Here is a 15,387-nt window from a genome sequence, read left to right on the forward strand (position 1 = left end):
ATTCCACGAGAAAAGGGGACACGAGGTCCCCTCAAAATCATTATTCGCCTAGGTTGGCTTGCATTGCTTCAGACTTGTCAGCCGTCATCACGAAGTGTAGTTCGCCGCCTGCTTTGAATTCGCTGTGCTGGAAGGTGTTGTACACATCCAGAGGCTTACCGTTGATGGTCACTTCTTTGATGTACATGTTGTCTGGACCGTTGTTCTCAGCCGTTACCGTGAAGGTGCCAGAGCCAATGTCTACCGTCGCTTTGTCGAAGATTGGACGACCGATGCTGTACGTTGGATCGGTTGGCGAGATTTGGTAGAAGCCCAGTGCTGACATCAAGTACCACGCCGACATTTGACCTACGTCTTCGTTGCCGATGATGCCGTCTGGCGTCGGTTTGTAGAACTGGTCGTAAACTTGGTCTAGGTATTCCTGCGCCTTGTAAGACTCTTCTGTACGGTTGTACAAGTAGATGACGTGGTGCGAAGGTTCGTTACCGTGAATGTACTGACCGATGTAGCCTGTCATGTCTTGGTGCGCTTCGCCGCCATTTGGATCGGCAGTAAATAGGTTGTTCAGCTTGTCGTTCAGACCTTGCGTGCCGCCCATGATTTCAGTCAGCTTGTCTAAGTCTTGCATGAATGCCCATTGCCATTGCCATGCGTTACCTTCTGTGTAGTAGAACGCGTCAGATTTGTAAGGGTCGAAATCAGTTGAAGCGTATTTCATTGCACATGGGTCACCTTCTTTCAGTTCTGTCGGTACAAAGAAGCCCGTGCCGTCTGCGTTACCTGCTTTTGCATCCCAGTGTTTCAAAGAGTTGTAAGAACGAGCTTTGAACTCTTCATACGCGTCCATATCGCCAGCGGCTTTTGCCATTTCTGCGATCGTCCAATCGTAGAATGAGAATTCCAACGAGTAAGATACTGAGTTCCAGTTCGGGTAACGAACACACTGTTCTTTCTCGTGGTAGTTCAACTGACCTGCCATAAGTGAGCTTAGGATGTCATCATGAATCTGTGGGTACTCATGCGGTGTGTATCGAGCTGATTTCACTGATGCGGTGTAAGCTTGCTCTGCATCAATCAAGCCTTTGGTTACGGCATCGCCCAGAATCGCTGCCGATGGGTAGCCGATCATGGTGCCGGTTTCTGAACCATGACCTTCCCATTTCGGCAATAAACCAAACTCGTCGTTAGATTTACGAATCAAGTCTTTGACGTATAGCGTTGCTTGGTCTGGGTCGATGATGGTCCACATTGGGTGAACGGCGCGGAACGTATCCCACGTTGAGTAAATCGAGTAGTTTGGCGTGTCGCCATCTTTCAGTGTGCGCACTGTGCCAAGCATATCCACGTATTGACCATCCACATCGTAGAACTCGATTGGTGCGATCATCATGTGGTACATGCCGGTGTAGAAGTTGGTTTTCTCAGCTTCTGTGCCGCCTTCTACTTTGATTTTTGCTAGCTTCTCAGCCCACGCGTATTCCGCGTCTTCTTTCACTTGTGCTAGGTCGAAACTTGGTGCTTCCGCTTCTAAGTTTTTCTGTGCGCCTTGCCAGTTAACAGGAGAGATACCCACGCGGATCTCAATTGGCTCTTCGCCTGTGCCGAAGTTTAGGTAAGCGGTCAGATCATCGCCTGAGTAAACCGCACCATCACGCATTTCGCGAGTTGGTTCTAGGTCTTGTTCGCCTAACAGTGCTTTGGCGATTGGTTGGTTGAATTTCGCGTAGAAGAAGATGTCCTGACCTTGGTGATCTTGCCCTTGGAACCAGCCTGTTGATGTTTTACGACCGCGAATGGTGTATTCGTCCACGACTTCTACTTTGTTCTTCAAAGACTTGCCGTTGTTGTTCATTAGGGTATGACCCAAATCGAACTTCACGTTGCGGTCTGCGCCATCAGCAAAGGTGTATTTGTGTAAACCAACGCGTTTGGTTGCGCTCAGTTCCACTTCGATTTGACCTTGGTTTAGCTTGGTTTTGTAGTAGCCTGCGCTTGCTTCTTCATTGGCTTTGTCGAAAGAGTTCAGTTGTGTGTTCGCCATGTCTGCGTATGGCAGAACCAAGATGTCGCCTAAGTCCGTTGCGCCTGTACCTGAAAGGTGAGTATGTGAGAAGCCGTACAGCGGAACGTCAGTGTTAACCACTTCGCCAGTTTCGTAGTTGGATGAATCCCAGTAGCCAGAAGCTGAGTGCCATGGGTTAAGTCCTGATTCGTGATCAGTGTTAGAACCGATGAAAGTATCTGGAGACAGTTGAACCATACCTGCCGGTACCGTCGCGCCCGGGAATGTATGACCAGAAGCTGCTGTGCCGATCATAGGATCGACGTATTTCAATACCGCAAGATCAACAATTGGATCGCCCGGCAGTGAAGAGGAAGAATCGTTGTCGCTGTTACAGCCAGCCAAGCCACCCGTCAGACCAACCAGGATAGCCAAAGAGATAAGATTACGTTTAAACATGTGCATACCGTTTTGTCGTTATTCGTATATAAAAGTGTTTATAAGAGACTGTTTCTAAAGGACTGCTTATAAAATTTGCTTGTAGGGATAGCCGGGAGATGCGCGCTCCCGGCTGAGTTGTCACTATTGGGATTAACGAGAACCTGCTGACATCTCGTCTTCATGCAAGAACTCACCGATGCCTTGTGCTGGTGGAAGATCTTGCTCTAGAGAGCCCCAACGTTGATTTGGTTTGTCGCCCATCACGAACTCCAACTCACCGCCGTACATGATTTCGTCATGAGTCAGGTAAGTACGGTTGAAGTCTTTGCCGTTGTAGCGAGCCGATTGAATGAAGATGTTTTCGCGGCTAACGTTCTTCGCGGTAACCGTGAACTTCTGGTTGTTGCCGACATCGATAGACGTGCTTTCAAACAGCGGAGTACCGATTTCGTAGATGCCAGAAGAAGCGTTCACTGGGTAGAAGCCAAGTGCACGGAACACGAACCACGCAGAGAGCGTACCGAAGTCGTCGTTACCACAAATGCCGTCAGCGGTGTTCTTGTAGCAAATGTTGGTTGCTGCGGCGATGGCTGCCTGACCTTTCCAAGGTTGACCTACGTAGTTGTACAAGTAAGGCACGTGGATATCTGGTTCGTTACCTTGTACGTGCTGACCAACGTTACCTGTGTTGAACACTGGGAATTGGTTGTCGCCTGCGTTGCGATCTGGGTAGGTTGACCAGTATTCATCCAAGCGTGCTGCGAACAAGTCACCGCGTTCTGCTTCAGGGTTTTGTGTCTTATCGAAGCGTGTCATCAGGTCAATCAAGCCATGAATGTCGTGCTGAACACTGAACGAGTATTGCCAGCCGTTCGATTCAGAGAATGACCAGTTGAACATGTCTGGACGCCAATCCTTACCCACCGCACGACCGGTGATTGGGTCTACCCAACCTGCATCGATAAACTCGCCATCGTAGTCACGGGCTTTGAACCAACCTTGGTATTGCTTACCGCCGAAGTCGAATTGCGCTTGCCAGTTTTTAGAACGGTTAGCGAACTCGGTGTAGCGTGGATCTTCTTCACCGAACACTTCTTTGATCGATTGTGCGATTGCCCAGTCGTTCATTGAGTATTCAAGCGAGTAAGATGCTGTCCAAGAGTCTTTAAATGGTGAGTGACCGCCGTAAGAATCTGGTGGAGTGTCGTGCAATTGCGCTGGCACGTAACCTTGTTCTTCGTACTCTTTGATCCATGCTACGCCTTGGCTCGTTGCGGCGCGCGCGTCAGTGATCATCGCTTCAACTAAGCGCTCTTTAACGTCTTTGCGCTCAGCTTCTGTGAAGCCAAGATCGATCATGCGTTTTTCTAGTGAACCTTTCGACAACACATCGTGAATCACAGGCGTTGAGTGCATGCCCATCATCATGCCTGTTTCGTTGCCTTTGAATGTCCACTCAGGCAGGCGACCTTTACGCACGTTGCCTTTGTCATCCACCCATTCTTCTTCGGCGTAAGACAGCATAGACAGCACCACGTCTGCTAAGCGGTCAGGTTCAAGAATCGAAGACAGCGGTTGAACTGCGCGGTAGGTATCCCACAATGAGAAAGTGTCGTAGCGCGTGAAGTCTGCTTTGCCATCTTTGTTGGCATCGGTAGTGCGGATTGACTCTTTCAGCGTATCAATCTTATCGCCCCAAGGGGTGTTGCCATCTGGGTAAGCGTTGCGACCTTGGTGAACTTGGCGGTAGCGACCATCTAAGTCAGAGTGAATAGTTTGACCTAGGTACGAGTGGTACATCGCGGTGTAGAACGTCTGTTTGTAATCTTCGTCGCCAGAGACTTGGATCTTGCCGAGTTCGTCTTCCCATTTCTTCGTTGCCGCTTCGCGTACTTGGTCGAAGTTCATGCCAGCAACTTCTGTCATGTTAAGAGAAGCACCTGACTTGCCGTTCTCGCCGATTTCAACGTTTGATAGCGCCAATTTCGCTTCAACCGTTAAGCCGTCTTTGGATGTGTCGAACTCTACGTAAGCGCGCGCGTATTGGTACTTGCCACGTGTCTCGTTACCGATTTCAGTGATGCCTTCTGGCACGTCCATGTAACGACCTTGCTCTTTATCGTAGTAAGCAAAGCGCACGTTTTTGATTGGCTGGTCGAATTCCATCACGAAGAATTCTTTTTGGCTTGGTGCCCAGCCATCAGAGAAACGGTGACCTTCAAGACGGTTATTGTCTTTGTCCCATTTCAAGTAAGAATCTGAGGTGTAGTCCCAGTTAATTTTGAAGCCAGTGTTCACGATGATTTCTGACTTCTCATCACGAGGGAAGGTGTAGCGGTGTACACCAACGCGATCCGACGCCGTCAACTCGGCTTTGATGTCGTAATCCAATAGATCGACTTTGTAGTAGCCTGCCGTAGCTTGCTCGTCACGATGTTGGAAGCGAGACGCTTCTAGGTTTAGCGTTGCCGAACCTTCATCAATCATGTAATCCGAACGCGAGTTGATTGGCATGACAAGAATGTCGTTCAAGTCGCCAGCACCTGCTCCGGAAAGGTGGGTATGAGAGAAACCGGAAGTACGTGCGTCGTGGTAGTAGTAGCCTGAAATGTATTCCCAGCCGTTAGAACCGTTGTTTGGAGAAAGCTGCACCATGCCGTGTGGTGTGGTTGCACCAGGGTAGGTGTTGCCTAGGTTACCTGTGCCGATGAATGGGTTGACGTAGCGTGTTACGTCCATATCGGCGAAATCTACTGGGATGTGAACGCCCATGTCGATTTCAGGTGTTTCTGGGTTTGGCTTGTCATCACAGTCGCCATCGCCAACTGGAGGACATACTGGCTTGCCGCCGTCAGGAATATCCGGCAGTGCAGGGTTGGTGTCACCGCCTTCATAAATGTTGGTTGTGTCGTCGTTACAGCCTGTCAGACCGACTAGACCACTGAGAACTGCGCAAGCGAGTAGGGAAGGTTTGAATTTCATTTTTAAAGCCTTGTAAATTGTAGGGTTATATAATTAAAAAAATCAGGGGTATTACTAAAACTTAAAAACTTAAAAACTTGAAATAGAGCCCTTTGGGGGAAAGGGCTCTTAGGGGGAGGAGCTTAAGGTTTAAGCTTTCACAAGAGTCGCTGCGTTACGCATCGCTTCTTTCGTTGAACACTCAACAACGTTTGCTTTTGCAAAGCGGTGAGCGTCTTTTACTTGGATATCGTGAGCTAGAATAACCAGCTTCGCGTTTGCTACATCTAGGTCAGTGATGCGGTTCTGGATACCGTTTTGACCTTGAGTTTCTACTTTGATTTTCAGACCCGCTGCCGCACCTGCTTTCTCTAGTGCTTTCGCTGCCATGAATGTGTGTGCTACGCCAGATGGGCAACATGTTACTGCTACGATGTCGTACTCGCCTTCGCCTGCTGCTGGAGCCGCTTGAGCTTGTGCAGGTGCTGCTTCTACGATTTCGTCTTCTGCTTCTTCTTCAGCGACTGGTTTCCAGAAGCCAACGATAACTGCTGTTGTTAGTGAGCCTAGTGCGATACCCACAACGTACATAGGGATGTTGCTTGATACAGGTGCCGTGATTAGACCGCCCCATGGTGCGTGTAGCAGTACGTCTGTTAGGAAGCCGAACACACAGCCAACGATACCACCAGCAACGATTGAAGGAAGAACGCGTACAGGGTCGTTTGCTGCGAATGGGATAGCACCTTCAGAGATACCGATAGAACCCATGATTGCTGCTGCTTTACCTGCTTCTTGCTCTTGCTTAGTGAACTTCTTCTTGAATAGGAATGTTGCTAGTGCCATACCTAGAGGAGGCGTACAGATAGCGATACCAACACCGCCCATTAGCCATGGTTGAGTGTCAACTTGAGTTTGAGCGAATAGCGTTGCTACTTTATTGATTGGACCGCCCATATCGAATGCAGTCATACCACCAAGAATCGTACCTAGAACCACTTTAGAAGCGCCAGCCATAGAAGCTAGGAATTCGTTCATAGACGCCATGAAGATCTTGATTGGTTCACCGATACCCCAAAGAACGATACCTGCAGAGATAAGCGTACCAACAAGCGGGTAGATAAAGTAAGCGCCCAACGCAGTCATGTTAGCAGAAAGAGGGATCTTCTTAAGTTGTAGAACTACACCACCAGCGATAAAACCAGCGACGATACAACCTAGGAAGCCGCCGCCCATGTCAGCCATGATGCCAGAAGAGATCATCGCTGGCGCTAGTGCTGGTTTGTCTGCAATTGAGTAACCGATGAAGCCACCAAGAATAATTGGGAACAACACCAGACCTTTAATACCGATATTAGAAATATCAGCCAATAACCCGTCTGCAGGAACCGCACCTTTACCGGATGCCATTACCGCCAGAGCCAGTAGTACACCACCCGCAACGATAAATGGAAGCATGTGAGAAGTACCGAATAAAAGGTGACCTTTCATGGTACTTAGGAGTTTTTTGAAATCGCTATTATTGCTAGCTTGAGCTGTAATTGTACTCATAATTTCACGCCTTATGAATTAATTAAAATATTTAGTATTTGGTTTTCGTCTTTTGCGTTATGAATATCTTCAATAAACTCTTCGCTAAATTTTCCGAATAATTCTTGAAGAACATAAATATGGTGGTCGGTACCGTTATCTGGTGAAGCAATCATGAAGAATACGGTTGGTTTGACTCCCTCTTCGTCGCCATACTCGATGCCTTCGCGCTTTACGCCAACGGCGATTGCAGGCTCTGTAACCGCTTTGCTTTTTGCGTGTGGGTAAGCGATGCCGTCCATTGAAGTCACGCTTAATACTTCACGTGCTTCGATGTCGGTTAAAAAAGCCTCTTTGCTGCTGATTCGATTATTTTCGAATAGCATTTGTGCTAGCTCTTCAAAGACTTCTTTTTTATTATTTGCTTGAAGGTTGCTTTTAATTAAATTGACGTTTGTTAGTTCTGTAATCATTTTGTGACTCATTGGTGCTGAAGTAATGAGTCAAATTTAATTAATGAAGTGGTTTTCGGAAATAGTAAAAAAAAACCAATAACTATACTTTTGTATCACTCAATCTTAAGTGTGATAGCCGTCATTAATAATGCGGAATATTATAAAATTTATTATGTGATTTATATTCCAGTTATTTTGAAATAAATAACTAGACATGAAAATGAACTGGAGGAGGATCAATAGCCCTGGTTAGGATGCAAAAAGAGGCGTTGCGCCTCTTAGTTTGAGATAATAGAAACAGCGATAAAAGCTGGCCATTAATTTTTATATTTATGCAGCAAATCTAACGGGATATGGCAGTAGTCGTTGGGAAATCGCGTGAGTCGGTCTTGGTGCTCATCATCACTTGGCACGTAGTTTGTGAGTGGCAGTACTTCTACGGCGATTTTATCGGCATCCGGTCTTGCTGCGATAAACGCTTTAGCAATCGTTAGGTGTTTCTCGTTTTGGCTATAAACACCTGTACGGTACTTTTCACCTACGTCTTCACCTTGCTTGTTAACGCTGTACGGGTCGATGATCTCAAACAGATACCCCATTAAAGTTTCAACCGAAACTTGTTCGGGGTCGAATTGGGTTTTCACGCATTCTGCGTAACCATCGTATTCGGATTGAGTGTTATCCGTCGTGCCATTTGCTCGTCCTGCTTCGGTGCCAATTACGCCCGGAAGGTGGCGCATAAATTCTTGCACGCCCCAAAGGCAGCCGCCTGCGAAGTAAATCTCTTCCATCATTTTATCCTGTAAAACTTTGCGCCATTATGGACATCACTTTCGCTCAAACACAACTCCAACCATAGATTTAATGACTCATCGATGAGCAGTTCGGACATAAAACAGGAACAACTCGGTGGTGATTTGCTCTCTTTTTTGTGCTGCTTTTCCTCGTTAGATTGAGCGCAGTTAAGAGCTAAGGGGAATCCTAATGAAAATTGAACATATCGCGATTTGGACAGAACGTTTGGAAGAGTTAAAAGCCTTCTATGAGAAATATTTTAACGCGGTGTCTAACGATAAATACCACAATCCAACTAAGCAGTTTTCATCTTACTTTCTTTCGTTTGAAAGTGGAGCACGATTGGAGTTAATGTCGATGGAAGGTGTGACCGCTTGTGAAAAATCTCATGCGATGCAGGTAACAGGATTAGCACACTTTGCCTTCGCTTTAGGATCAGAGCAGGCAGTGGATCAATTAACCAAAACCTTAGTAGATGATGGCTACCAATGGATCGACGGTCCGAGACAAACGGGTGATGGTTACTACGAAAGCTGCGTATTAGATCCAGATGGCAACCGTCTTGAGCTTACGGTGTAACGCGACTTAGCTTATTTCTATCGTTCATAGGCTGCTTTCATATGAAAGTATTCGGGCGTATACTGCAAGCTCATTAATAAGGAGCGAGCCTGTGAACCCAAGACAAAATGAAATCCTGCAATTAGTGAATGATCGTAAACGCGTTCAAGTCACGGAGCTTTCTGACATTATAGGCGTGTCGGGCGTGACCATCAGGCAGGATTTGAATTTTCTGGAGCAACAGGGCTATCTAAAGCGCGTACACGGCGCAGCTACCGCATTGCAAAGTGATGATATTGATACCCGATTAGAAGTCCGTTTCGATATTAAACAATCACTTGCAAATAAAGCGGCGGACTTGGTATCACCAAACGAAACCGTATTGATCGAGGGCGGCAGTGCTAATGCGCTCTTGGCTCGCACTTTAGCTGAACGCGGCGATGTGACCATCATTACCCCATCGGCGTACATCGCCCATCTCATCCGTAACACTTCTGCCAACATCATCTTGCTTGGTGGTGTGTATCAGCATCAAGGCGAGAGCCTCGTTGGCCCGCTCACCAAACTCTGTATTGAGAACATTCACTTCAGCACGGCTTTCTTGGGTATCGACGGATTTCACCAAGACACTGGTTTTACTAGCCGGGACATGATGCGTGCCGACATCGCAGAGGCCATTCTGGCAAAGAATAGACGTAACATCGTACTGACGGACTCCAGTAAATTTGGACAGATTTATCCTTCTTCAATTGGCAATACCAACGAAATATCGGTGTTGTTAACCGACAAAGCCGCTCCGAAAAGCGACCTTGAGCAAATCAAAAAACTAGGTGTGGAAGTGGTGTTGGGGTAAGTACTAATGGCTCTCCGACCATACTGCGAATTCATTTCCACTTGGTTCGGTGAAGTGGAATCGACAGCCGCCGGGAAATTCGAAAATAGGGCGGATAATTTTTCCACCATGCTGCTCAACTTTTATCTGCGTGGCCTGAATATCTGAGCTATAAAACACTAAAAGTGCGCCACCATTTGCGGTTTGGTTTACAAACTCAGATTTGAAGAATCCGCCATCTAACCCTTGTCCTGAAAATGCAGAGTATTCAGGACCATAATCGATAAAGGTCCAGTCAAAGGTACGCTCAAAAAATTGTTTTGTAGCGTTAATATTGGTGGAACCAAATTCAACGTAATTCAATTTTTCATGTTGATGCATAGTGAAATCCTTCTCGGTTACTATCGTCTCTAGGCGAATTTTTCTACGATGATGTCATCCGCTTTTTCGACAAATAATGCGCCTTGATCCTTGAGCTCTGTCAGCACATTTTCAACATTATCAGGCAGTACTGCGCGAGTTGAAGCAAGGTTGACCACCACATTGTAGCCAAGATCCAGTGCTTGCATGACGGATTTCTTCACACAAAAATCTAGCGCGAGACCACCGATCACTAGGGTATCAATCCCGTTGAATTTTAGAAATTCATGTGCGCCTGTCGTTTTAGTATCGGCAATATCATGGAAGAAAATACCGTAAGGATGCGCATCAGGATCCATGCCTTTATTAACTTGAAAATCGTAGTCCAACACGGGTGGTAAACCGTCTAGCAGTTCAGAACCTGTTGTGCCAAGCACACAATGGCGGTTCCATTTTATATCCACATTGGGTAGACCGACGGGTTCAAGCATGTTGGCTAGTGTTTCTGCATCCCATTTTGCTTTCGGTGGGTGCAAGTCACGGCTCACCAGTTTTAATCGGCCTTTGGCATGATTACTCAGAAGCTCCGGTACGATTTCCAACGCACCTGCAACGGGTAGTTCATTTGGACATAACTCACTAAAGCCTTTCTCTGGATCAACGTCGATCACTGCTGTAGTTTGATAGTTTACTCGAACAGTCATGGCAGACTCCTTGTCTGTCTGATTGCCTGCGTTTATCCACGCAAACAGTTTTGAAAAAAGGTTACTTCGTCGCTGGTCAGCGTATATACCATTGCGGGTTTTCCACCTTTGCCTTTGTTGGTAGAAGCGACTTTATTGGTGGGCTTTAGTACGCCTGAATCTATCAAGCGGCGCTTAATCGTCATTCGGCTAATATCAATACCAAACTCTTGATAAGCAGAAATGATGTCGGCAACCAAAAACTCTTTGTCTAATGCAAACAAAAGAACCGATGTGTATTCAATGGATGCACGAAGCTTCTGCCACGCTTTTTCAATGGTTTTTTGATGGTCAAACGCGAGGGTCTCTTCTCCATTGAGTATAGCTTGTAGCGAAAACCATTTAAGTTGACACTCTGGTACACCTGCATTGTTGATTTGCTCTACATTGTTACGATCGACTAAGGCGTAGTGCGTAATGTTTAAGCTCCAGTCTTCTGGATCACGTTTGGGATCGCCGTCGATAAAAGCTTCACTAAAGTGACGAGGGTAGGTATGGATTTTCTCGCGGCAAATTCGGCGACGCGCCGCCTCAAAGTTTTCATCGGCCGGGCGTCCTCCTTCACTGGTTAAGTCTTTATCAAAGACAAATCCGCCCGGTAGTGCCCAGACTCCATGGTATGGCCGATTTGGATTTGAACGTTTAATCAACAACACTTCCAATCCCTTATCGGCACAGCCAGATAGCCTGAATGGAATAATGTCGACAGATACGATCATGGTTGAGTCCTAATATTGATTTGTAAGTAATCTAGCGCATAACAAGTGGTCAATCAATGGGTAAGTAACGAGTTGTGCGAAACGTTTTTGGTAGTGCTTCATAGTACGCCTTGAGTATAAATCTACGAATGAATCTGACTTATTCACAATCTGTGTGCGAATTCTAGACAGAAAAACCTTATAAAAATGAGTGGTTAGTAACAAAAGTTGACAAACTATAGATGGGTGTTTATTGTTTACGCAAATTAGTTAGTAACAAAAAGTTATATACCCAGGAAGGGCGTGTAGAAGGGCACCTAATGACCACCAAACTATTTTCTTCCCGCATCATTCAAAGCGCTTTGGATTTTGATGTTTACAAAGTCAATATGATGAGCGCAGTAACAGCGCTTTACCCTGATGCGATGGTGTCATACAAGTTTATTGTGCGTAGCGAGGAAGATCTCTCTGAACTGCTACCAGAGGTAAAAGCAGAAGTTCTTAAACTGCAAGACATTCAATTTACGCAAGAAGAAATCGAATATATTAAGCGTGTCGCGCCTTACCTGAATCCTGATTTTGTTGATGCATTGCGCCATTTCCGGTTTAACCCGCAAAGTGATGTCTCTTTCCATAATAAAGCCATGGCTGATGGCTCAAGCCAGTTACGCATTACTATCAATGGTTTGTGGCGAGATACTATTTTGTACGAAACGATCATCATGAGTATCGTGTCTGAAGTTCGTAGCCGTCAGCGTTGGTCTGATATCCCTGTAGCGCAATTTACCACCGTTTTAGAAGAGAAAGTTCGGTACCTAAAATCCGAACTAAAGCGTCGTAACATCACTAACTTTAAGTTTTCTGATATGTCGACGCGTCGACGTTTCTCTTTTCAAGCTCAGCGCACCATGCTGGAGTTCTTGTGCCAGGAAGTGCCGGAATGTTTGACAGGAACAAGCAACTACCACTTAGCAAAAGAACTGAATTTGACGCCTATCGGTACCGTTGCTCATGAATGGTTTATGGGCCATCAAGCTCTGGTGAATGTGCGAGATTCGCAAAAAGTGGCTTTGCAACGTTGGCAAAAAATGTTTAACGGTGCACTAGGTATTGCACTGACCGACACGATTGGTATTGATGCCTTCCTTAAAGACTTTGATGAAGAGCTAAGTAACGCGTATTTCGGTGTGCGTCACGATAGTGGTTGCCCTTATAGCTGGGGTGAAAAAATGATTGCACACTACCAGTCGCTTAATATAGACCCATTAACAAAAACACTGGTGTTTACCGACGGACTTAACTTCGAACAAGCGTTAGATATTTGCGAGTATTTCCAGGGACGTATTCAGGTGAGTTTTGGTATCGGTACTTTTCTTGCGAACGATATGGGTGATTATGTTAATAAAGAGGGTGAAGCCTACCAGCCACTTTCTATCGTGATCAAAATGGTCACGTGCAATGGTTCACCAGTCGCAAAAATCAGTGACGAACCTGAGAAAGCCATGTGTGAAGATATCTTCTTTTTGATGAACCTCAAGCGCCGCTTCGAGCAACCTCTTGATTTAAATGAGTGTCGTAAACTGATTGATCGTCTAGAAACTGAAGGTCAAAACTATCTCATCGACGCGTAGGCGTTATCCTCTCTCCTTGATAAGCACCCTCTATCGTTACGACAAATTTATATAGACAAACGTAGAGGGTGATTTCGTTATAGTAATACGCAGAAGTAACCAGATACAGCGTAGGAAAGCACTCGAAAATAAGGTTGTTTTTTTGATGTGCGATGTGCCTATGATTGGTGTAAATCGATACGTTACAGCATCGTGGAAGGTGTATTTTCATCGGACACTAAACTCAGTCTAATCACGTAGTTTATTCCCATGTACCATGAGGTCACTCGGGTATAGACGTCTATCTGCTTTTATGACTTTGGGCTTCGCGTAATTGCTTGAATCAGGAGTCAAAATGAACCTAGTAGTACATTTGCAAAAAAAAGCGATTCGAAAATATGGCTATGAGATGGCCACTCGTCAAGCATGGAAATGTGGCATCAAGGCAAATCTTGTTAAGCGCGTGATCGGCCTTTTTAAAGGACAAATTGTTTGTGTGGTTGAAGGCTGTCGCGCAGAGTTTTCTTCTCCTCTTAATAACCCCCTTCACGAAGATGACAAGCAAGGGCGATATGTGTTTGTTGGCGGTGTATGCTGGGAACCAAACAACATTATTGCTCCTGGTTTTCCTGACTTTATGTTTATGCACGTGCGTAACCTGAGTCACCGTCATAAGTATTTAACGGACGACGAACTGTTTTTAAGCTTGGCTTAAAAATAAGCCTCATAGGTTAATCAAGCTTAATCATAATCAGTAATGATACGGTTTTAGCTCAGTTGACATTCTGTTGAGTGTTTCTTGACGTACCTTTTATAAAACAGTGTTTCTTTACTCGTTAATGACAGAGGGTTTGTTTTCGCCTGATGTGATTTCCTAATTGCGATTTACTATACCGCTCATCAAAGCAAACCATACTGGGATGTAAATCATGAATATGAAATCTATCGCAATTGCAACGGCAGTTGTTGCTGTACTAGCAGGCTGTAAAGACAAAACGCCACCAGCTCCAACTCAAGCAAACATTACTTTGGTTGAAGCGGTGACTGAAACGGTGAAAAAGCCGCACCAAGTATGTAAAGACGTGGTAGTAACCGAGCAAGTTGCCCCTACGGATGACAATAAAATTATTGGTACGGTTGGTGGCGCAGCAGCTGGCGCGGCATTGGGCAACCAAATCGGTGGTGGCTCAGGTAAAGTGATTGCAACTGCAGCTGGTACGATTGCTGGTGCATTGACAGGTCGTAAGATCCAGGAAAATGTGCAAAAAGGCGATGTAGTAACAACGACTAAAAAACAGTGTCATACAGAATATACGACATCTGATAAAGTAGTGGGTTACGACGTCACTTACGAAGTTTCAGGTGCGCCAACGACGGTTCGCTTGGCGAGCAAGCCAGCGACAAAAACGTTCCCAATTCAAGATGGCAAAGTTGTTCTTCCGCAATAACTAGCTCCTCAACCGAAGTAATTAACAAGCCCTTTTATCTTTGAGACGAAAGGGCTTTTTCACATAAGCGGTGTTTTCATCTATTTTCCCACGGGAATGTGCAGCCAGAATTACCAGTTAATTTCAGCGTTCGATACAATCACTTTTCTAAAAGTACGAACGGAAAATACATGGAAGATTTTTACCTGACCGATCGCGGTTTAGCTGGTTATTTCGAAGCGCAATGGTTCGACAAGTTCATTGAAGATAAGCAGATTGAGACGATAACCAGTCGCTCAAAACAAGTCCCACTCTCTTTTTTGTCATCACCACATTGTTCCCAAGTCGCTGACTTTATTGCGCAGACGGCACTTGAGAGCGGCGTTCAGCCGTGTTCCCTACTTGAGGTTGGGGCGGCCCTGGGAAGAAACTATTATGAGTTAGTGCAACGCTTACCTAGCCTTAAAGAAGCGACGCTGGTTGAGCCTTCAAATAGGTTAATGGATGGCTTTAAGCAGCTTTTAATAGAAGAACAACGGGTCGAGTTAACTTATCTGCACGATGTGAACACCATAAACACGTTAGAAGTAGAGAATAGAGATATCGTGCAAAAATGTGCTCATGTTGATTTGACGCTGATTAACCAACCTTTTGAGCACGATACTCTCCAGTCTAGCTTTGATTTAGTCGTATGTTTGAACGTGGTTGATCAATGTGAGTCGCCACTTAGCGTGATCAACGCTCTAAAAGAAGCCACCAAGGTTGGCGGGCTGATGGTTGTCTCTTGCACTTATCAGTGGAACGCGAAACACATCAAAAATGAAGAAGAAGCGGTCGATGATATCAAAGAGTACTTTGCTGAAGGTTGGCGTTTAGTATCGGAAGCCGATCATGAATATCGCATCCGGTTTAATGATCGTTTTGCAAGGCAGTTTTTATCTCATGTGGTCGCTTACATCAGAATGGATTAGAGCC

14 protein-coding genes are annotated in these 15,387 nt (G+C 45.7%); 6 read left to right on the forward strand and 8 right to left on the reverse strand.

Features of this window, described 5'->3' with window-relative positions:
- Positions 1-40: 40 nt before the first annotated feature.
- The 5 genes from LIX84_RS00765 to LIX84_RS00785 form a co-directional block, all read right to left on the reverse strand.
- Entirely contained in the window at positions 41-2,461 is a 2,421-nt protein-coding gene (locus LIX84_RS00765; protein WP_226420363.1) for a GH92 family glycosyl hydrolase, read from the reverse strand.
- Positions 2,462-2,593: 132 nt separating this feature from the next.
- A complete protein-coding gene (locus LIX84_RS00770) occupies positions 2,594-5,425 on the reverse strand; it encodes a GH92 family glycosyl hydrolase (RefSeq protein WP_226420364.1) in 2,832 nt (943 codons plus the stop codon).
- A 129-nt stretch (positions 5,426-5,554) separates the two neighbouring features.
- Positions 5,555-6,955: a fructose-specific PTS transporter subunit EIIC gene (locus LIX84_RS00775; RefSeq protein WP_152813424.1), complete on the reverse strand. Its 1,401-nt coding sequence runs from the start codon at positions 6,953-6,955 to the stop codon at positions 5,555-5,557.
- 11 nt (positions 6,956-6,966) lie between these two features.
- Positions 6,967-7,407: a PTS sugar transporter subunit IIA gene (locus LIX84_RS00780; RefSeq protein ID WP_170892187.1), complete on the reverse strand. Its 441-nt coding sequence runs from the start codon at positions 7,405-7,407 to the stop codon at positions 6,967-6,969.
- Between the two features lie 299 nt (positions 7,408-7,706).
- A complete protein-coding gene (locus LIX84_RS00785) occupies positions 7,707-8,180 on the reverse strand; it encodes a peptide-methionine (S)-S-oxide reductase (protein ID WP_226420825.1) in 474 nt (157 codons plus the stop codon).
- A gap of 193 nt (positions 8,181-8,373) precedes the next feature.
- Between LIX84_RS00785 and LIX84_RS00790 the strand changes: the two genes are divergently transcribed.
- The gene (locus LIX84_RS00790) at positions 8,374-8,763 is read left to right on the forward strand and encodes a VOC family protein (RefSeq protein WP_005429448.1); all 390 of its coding nucleotides are present in this window, start codon (positions 8,374-8,376) and stop codon (positions 8,761-8,763) included.
- A gap of 91 nt (positions 8,764-8,854) precedes the next feature.
- Positions 8,855-9,595: a DeoR/GlpR family DNA-binding transcription regulator gene (locus tag LIX84_RS00795; RefSeq protein ID WP_053808097.1), complete on the forward strand. Its 741-nt coding sequence runs from the start codon at positions 8,855-8,857 to the stop codon at positions 9,593-9,595.
- Between the two features lie 3 nt (positions 9,596-9,598).
- Here LIX84_RS00795 and LIX84_RS00800 read toward each other — a convergent pair whose 3' ends face one another.
- From LIX84_RS00800 to LIX84_RS00810, 3 genes are read right to left on the reverse strand one after another with little or no spacing between them, the layout of a single operon-like run.
- Complete coding sequence (locus LIX84_RS00800) at positions 9,599-9,955, reverse strand: VOC family protein (protein ID WP_048624733.1); 357 nt, start codon at positions 9,953-9,955, stop codon at positions 9,599-9,601.
- Between the two features lie 29 nt (positions 9,956-9,984).
- On the reverse strand, positions 9,985-10,638 hold the full coding sequence (locus LIX84_RS00805; RefSeq protein WP_226420365.1) for an isochorismatase family protein: 654 nt from the start codon (positions 10,636-10,638) through the stop codon (positions 9,985-9,987).
- A 32-nt stretch (positions 10,639-10,670) separates the two neighbouring features.
- Positions 10,671-11,396, reverse strand: a complete 726-nt coding sequence (locus LIX84_RS00810; protein ID WP_005373953.1) for an NUDIX domain-containing protein — start codon at positions 11,394-11,396, stop codon at positions 10,671-10,673.
- Between the two features lie 299 nt (positions 11,397-11,695).
- Here LIX84_RS00810 and pncB point away from each other — a divergent pair, with 299 nt between their 5' ends.
- From pncB to LIX84_RS00830, 4 genes are all read left to right on the forward strand, one after another.
- On the forward strand, positions 11,696-13,006 hold the full coding sequence (gene pncB, locus LIX84_RS00815) for a nicotinate phosphoribosyltransferase (RefSeq protein ID WP_074190011.1): 1,311 nt from the start codon (positions 11,696-11,698) through the stop codon (positions 13,004-13,006).
- A gap of 334 nt (positions 13,007-13,340) precedes the next feature.
- The gene (locus LIX84_RS00820) at positions 13,341-13,700 is read left to right on the forward strand and encodes a hypothetical protein (RefSeq protein ID WP_005373947.1); all 360 of its coding nucleotides are present in this window, start codon (positions 13,341-13,343) and stop codon (positions 13,698-13,700) included.
- A 214-nt stretch (positions 13,701-13,914) separates the two neighbouring features.
- Complete coding sequence (locus tag LIX84_RS00825; protein WP_226420366.1) at positions 13,915-14,433, forward strand: glycine zipper 2TM domain-containing protein; 519 nt, start codon at positions 13,915-13,917, stop codon at positions 14,431-14,433.
- Positions 14,434-14,603: 170 nt separating this feature from the next.
- Positions 14,604-15,383 carry a hypothetical protein gene (locus tag LIX84_RS00830; RefSeq protein ID WP_005392660.1) on the forward strand — a complete coding sequence of 260 codons (780 nt, stop codon included), beginning with the start codon at positions 14,604-14,606 and terminating at the stop codon, positions 15,381-15,383.
- Positions 15,384-15,387: the final 4 nt, after the last annotated feature.

This window comes from Vibrio sp. E14 (assembly GCF_020515785.1).
Lineage (GTDB): Bacteria > Pseudomonadota > Gammaproteobacteria > Enterobacterales > Vibrionaceae > Vibrio > Vibrio diabolicus.

Bases quoted from the DNA above. Each gene is read 5' to 3' on its own strand.
- pncB (WP_074190011.1), top strand. From the start codon at position 11,696: ATGACCACCAAACTATTTTCTTCCCGCATCATTCAAAGCGCTTTGGAT.
- LIX84_RS00810 (WP_005373953.1), bottom strand. From the start codon at position 11,396: ATGATCGTATCTGTCGACATTATTCCATTCAGGCTATCTGGCTGTGCC.
- LIX84_RS00765 (WP_226420363.1), bottom strand. From the start codon at position 2,461: ATGTTTAAACGTAATCTTATCTCTTTGGCTATCCTGGTTGGTCTGACG.
- LIX84_RS00770 (WP_226420364.1), bottom strand. From the start codon at position 5,425: ATGAAATTCAAACCTTCCCTACTCGCTTGCGCAGTTCTCAGTGGTCTA.
- LIX84_RS00830 (WP_005392660.1), top strand. From the start codon at position 14,604: ATGGAAGATTTTTACCTGACCGATCGCGGTTTAGCTGGTTATTTCGAA.
- LIX84_RS00825 (WP_226420366.1), top strand. From the start codon at position 13,915: ATGAATATGAAATCTATCGCAATTGCAACGGCAGTTGTTGCTGTACTA.
- LIX84_RS00775 (WP_152813424.1), bottom strand. From the start codon at position 6,955: ATGAGTACAATTACAGCTCAAGCTAGCAATAATAGCGATTTCAAAAAA.
- LIX84_RS00790 (WP_005429448.1), top strand. From the start codon at position 8,374: ATGAAAATTGAACATATCGCGATTTGGACAGAACGTTTGGAAGAGTTA.
- LIX84_RS00820 (WP_005373947.1), top strand. From the start codon at position 13,341: ATGAACCTAGTAGTACATTTGCAAAAAAAAGCGATTCGAAAATATGGC.
- LIX84_RS00800 (WP_048624733.1), bottom strand. From the start codon at position 9,955: ATGCATCAACATGAAAAATTGAATTACGTTGAATTTGGTTCCACCAAT.
- LIX84_RS00805 (WP_226420365.1), bottom strand. From the start codon at position 10,638: ATGACTGTTCGAGTAAACTATCAAACTACAGCAGTGATCGACGTTGAT.
- LIX84_RS00785 (WP_226420825.1), bottom strand. From the start codon at position 8,180: ATGGAAGAGATTTACTTCGCAGGCGGCTGCCTTTGGGGCGTGCAAGAA.
- LIX84_RS00780 (WP_170892187.1), bottom strand. From the start codon at position 7,407: ATGATTACAGAACTAACAAACGTCAATTTAATTAAAAGCAACCTTCAA.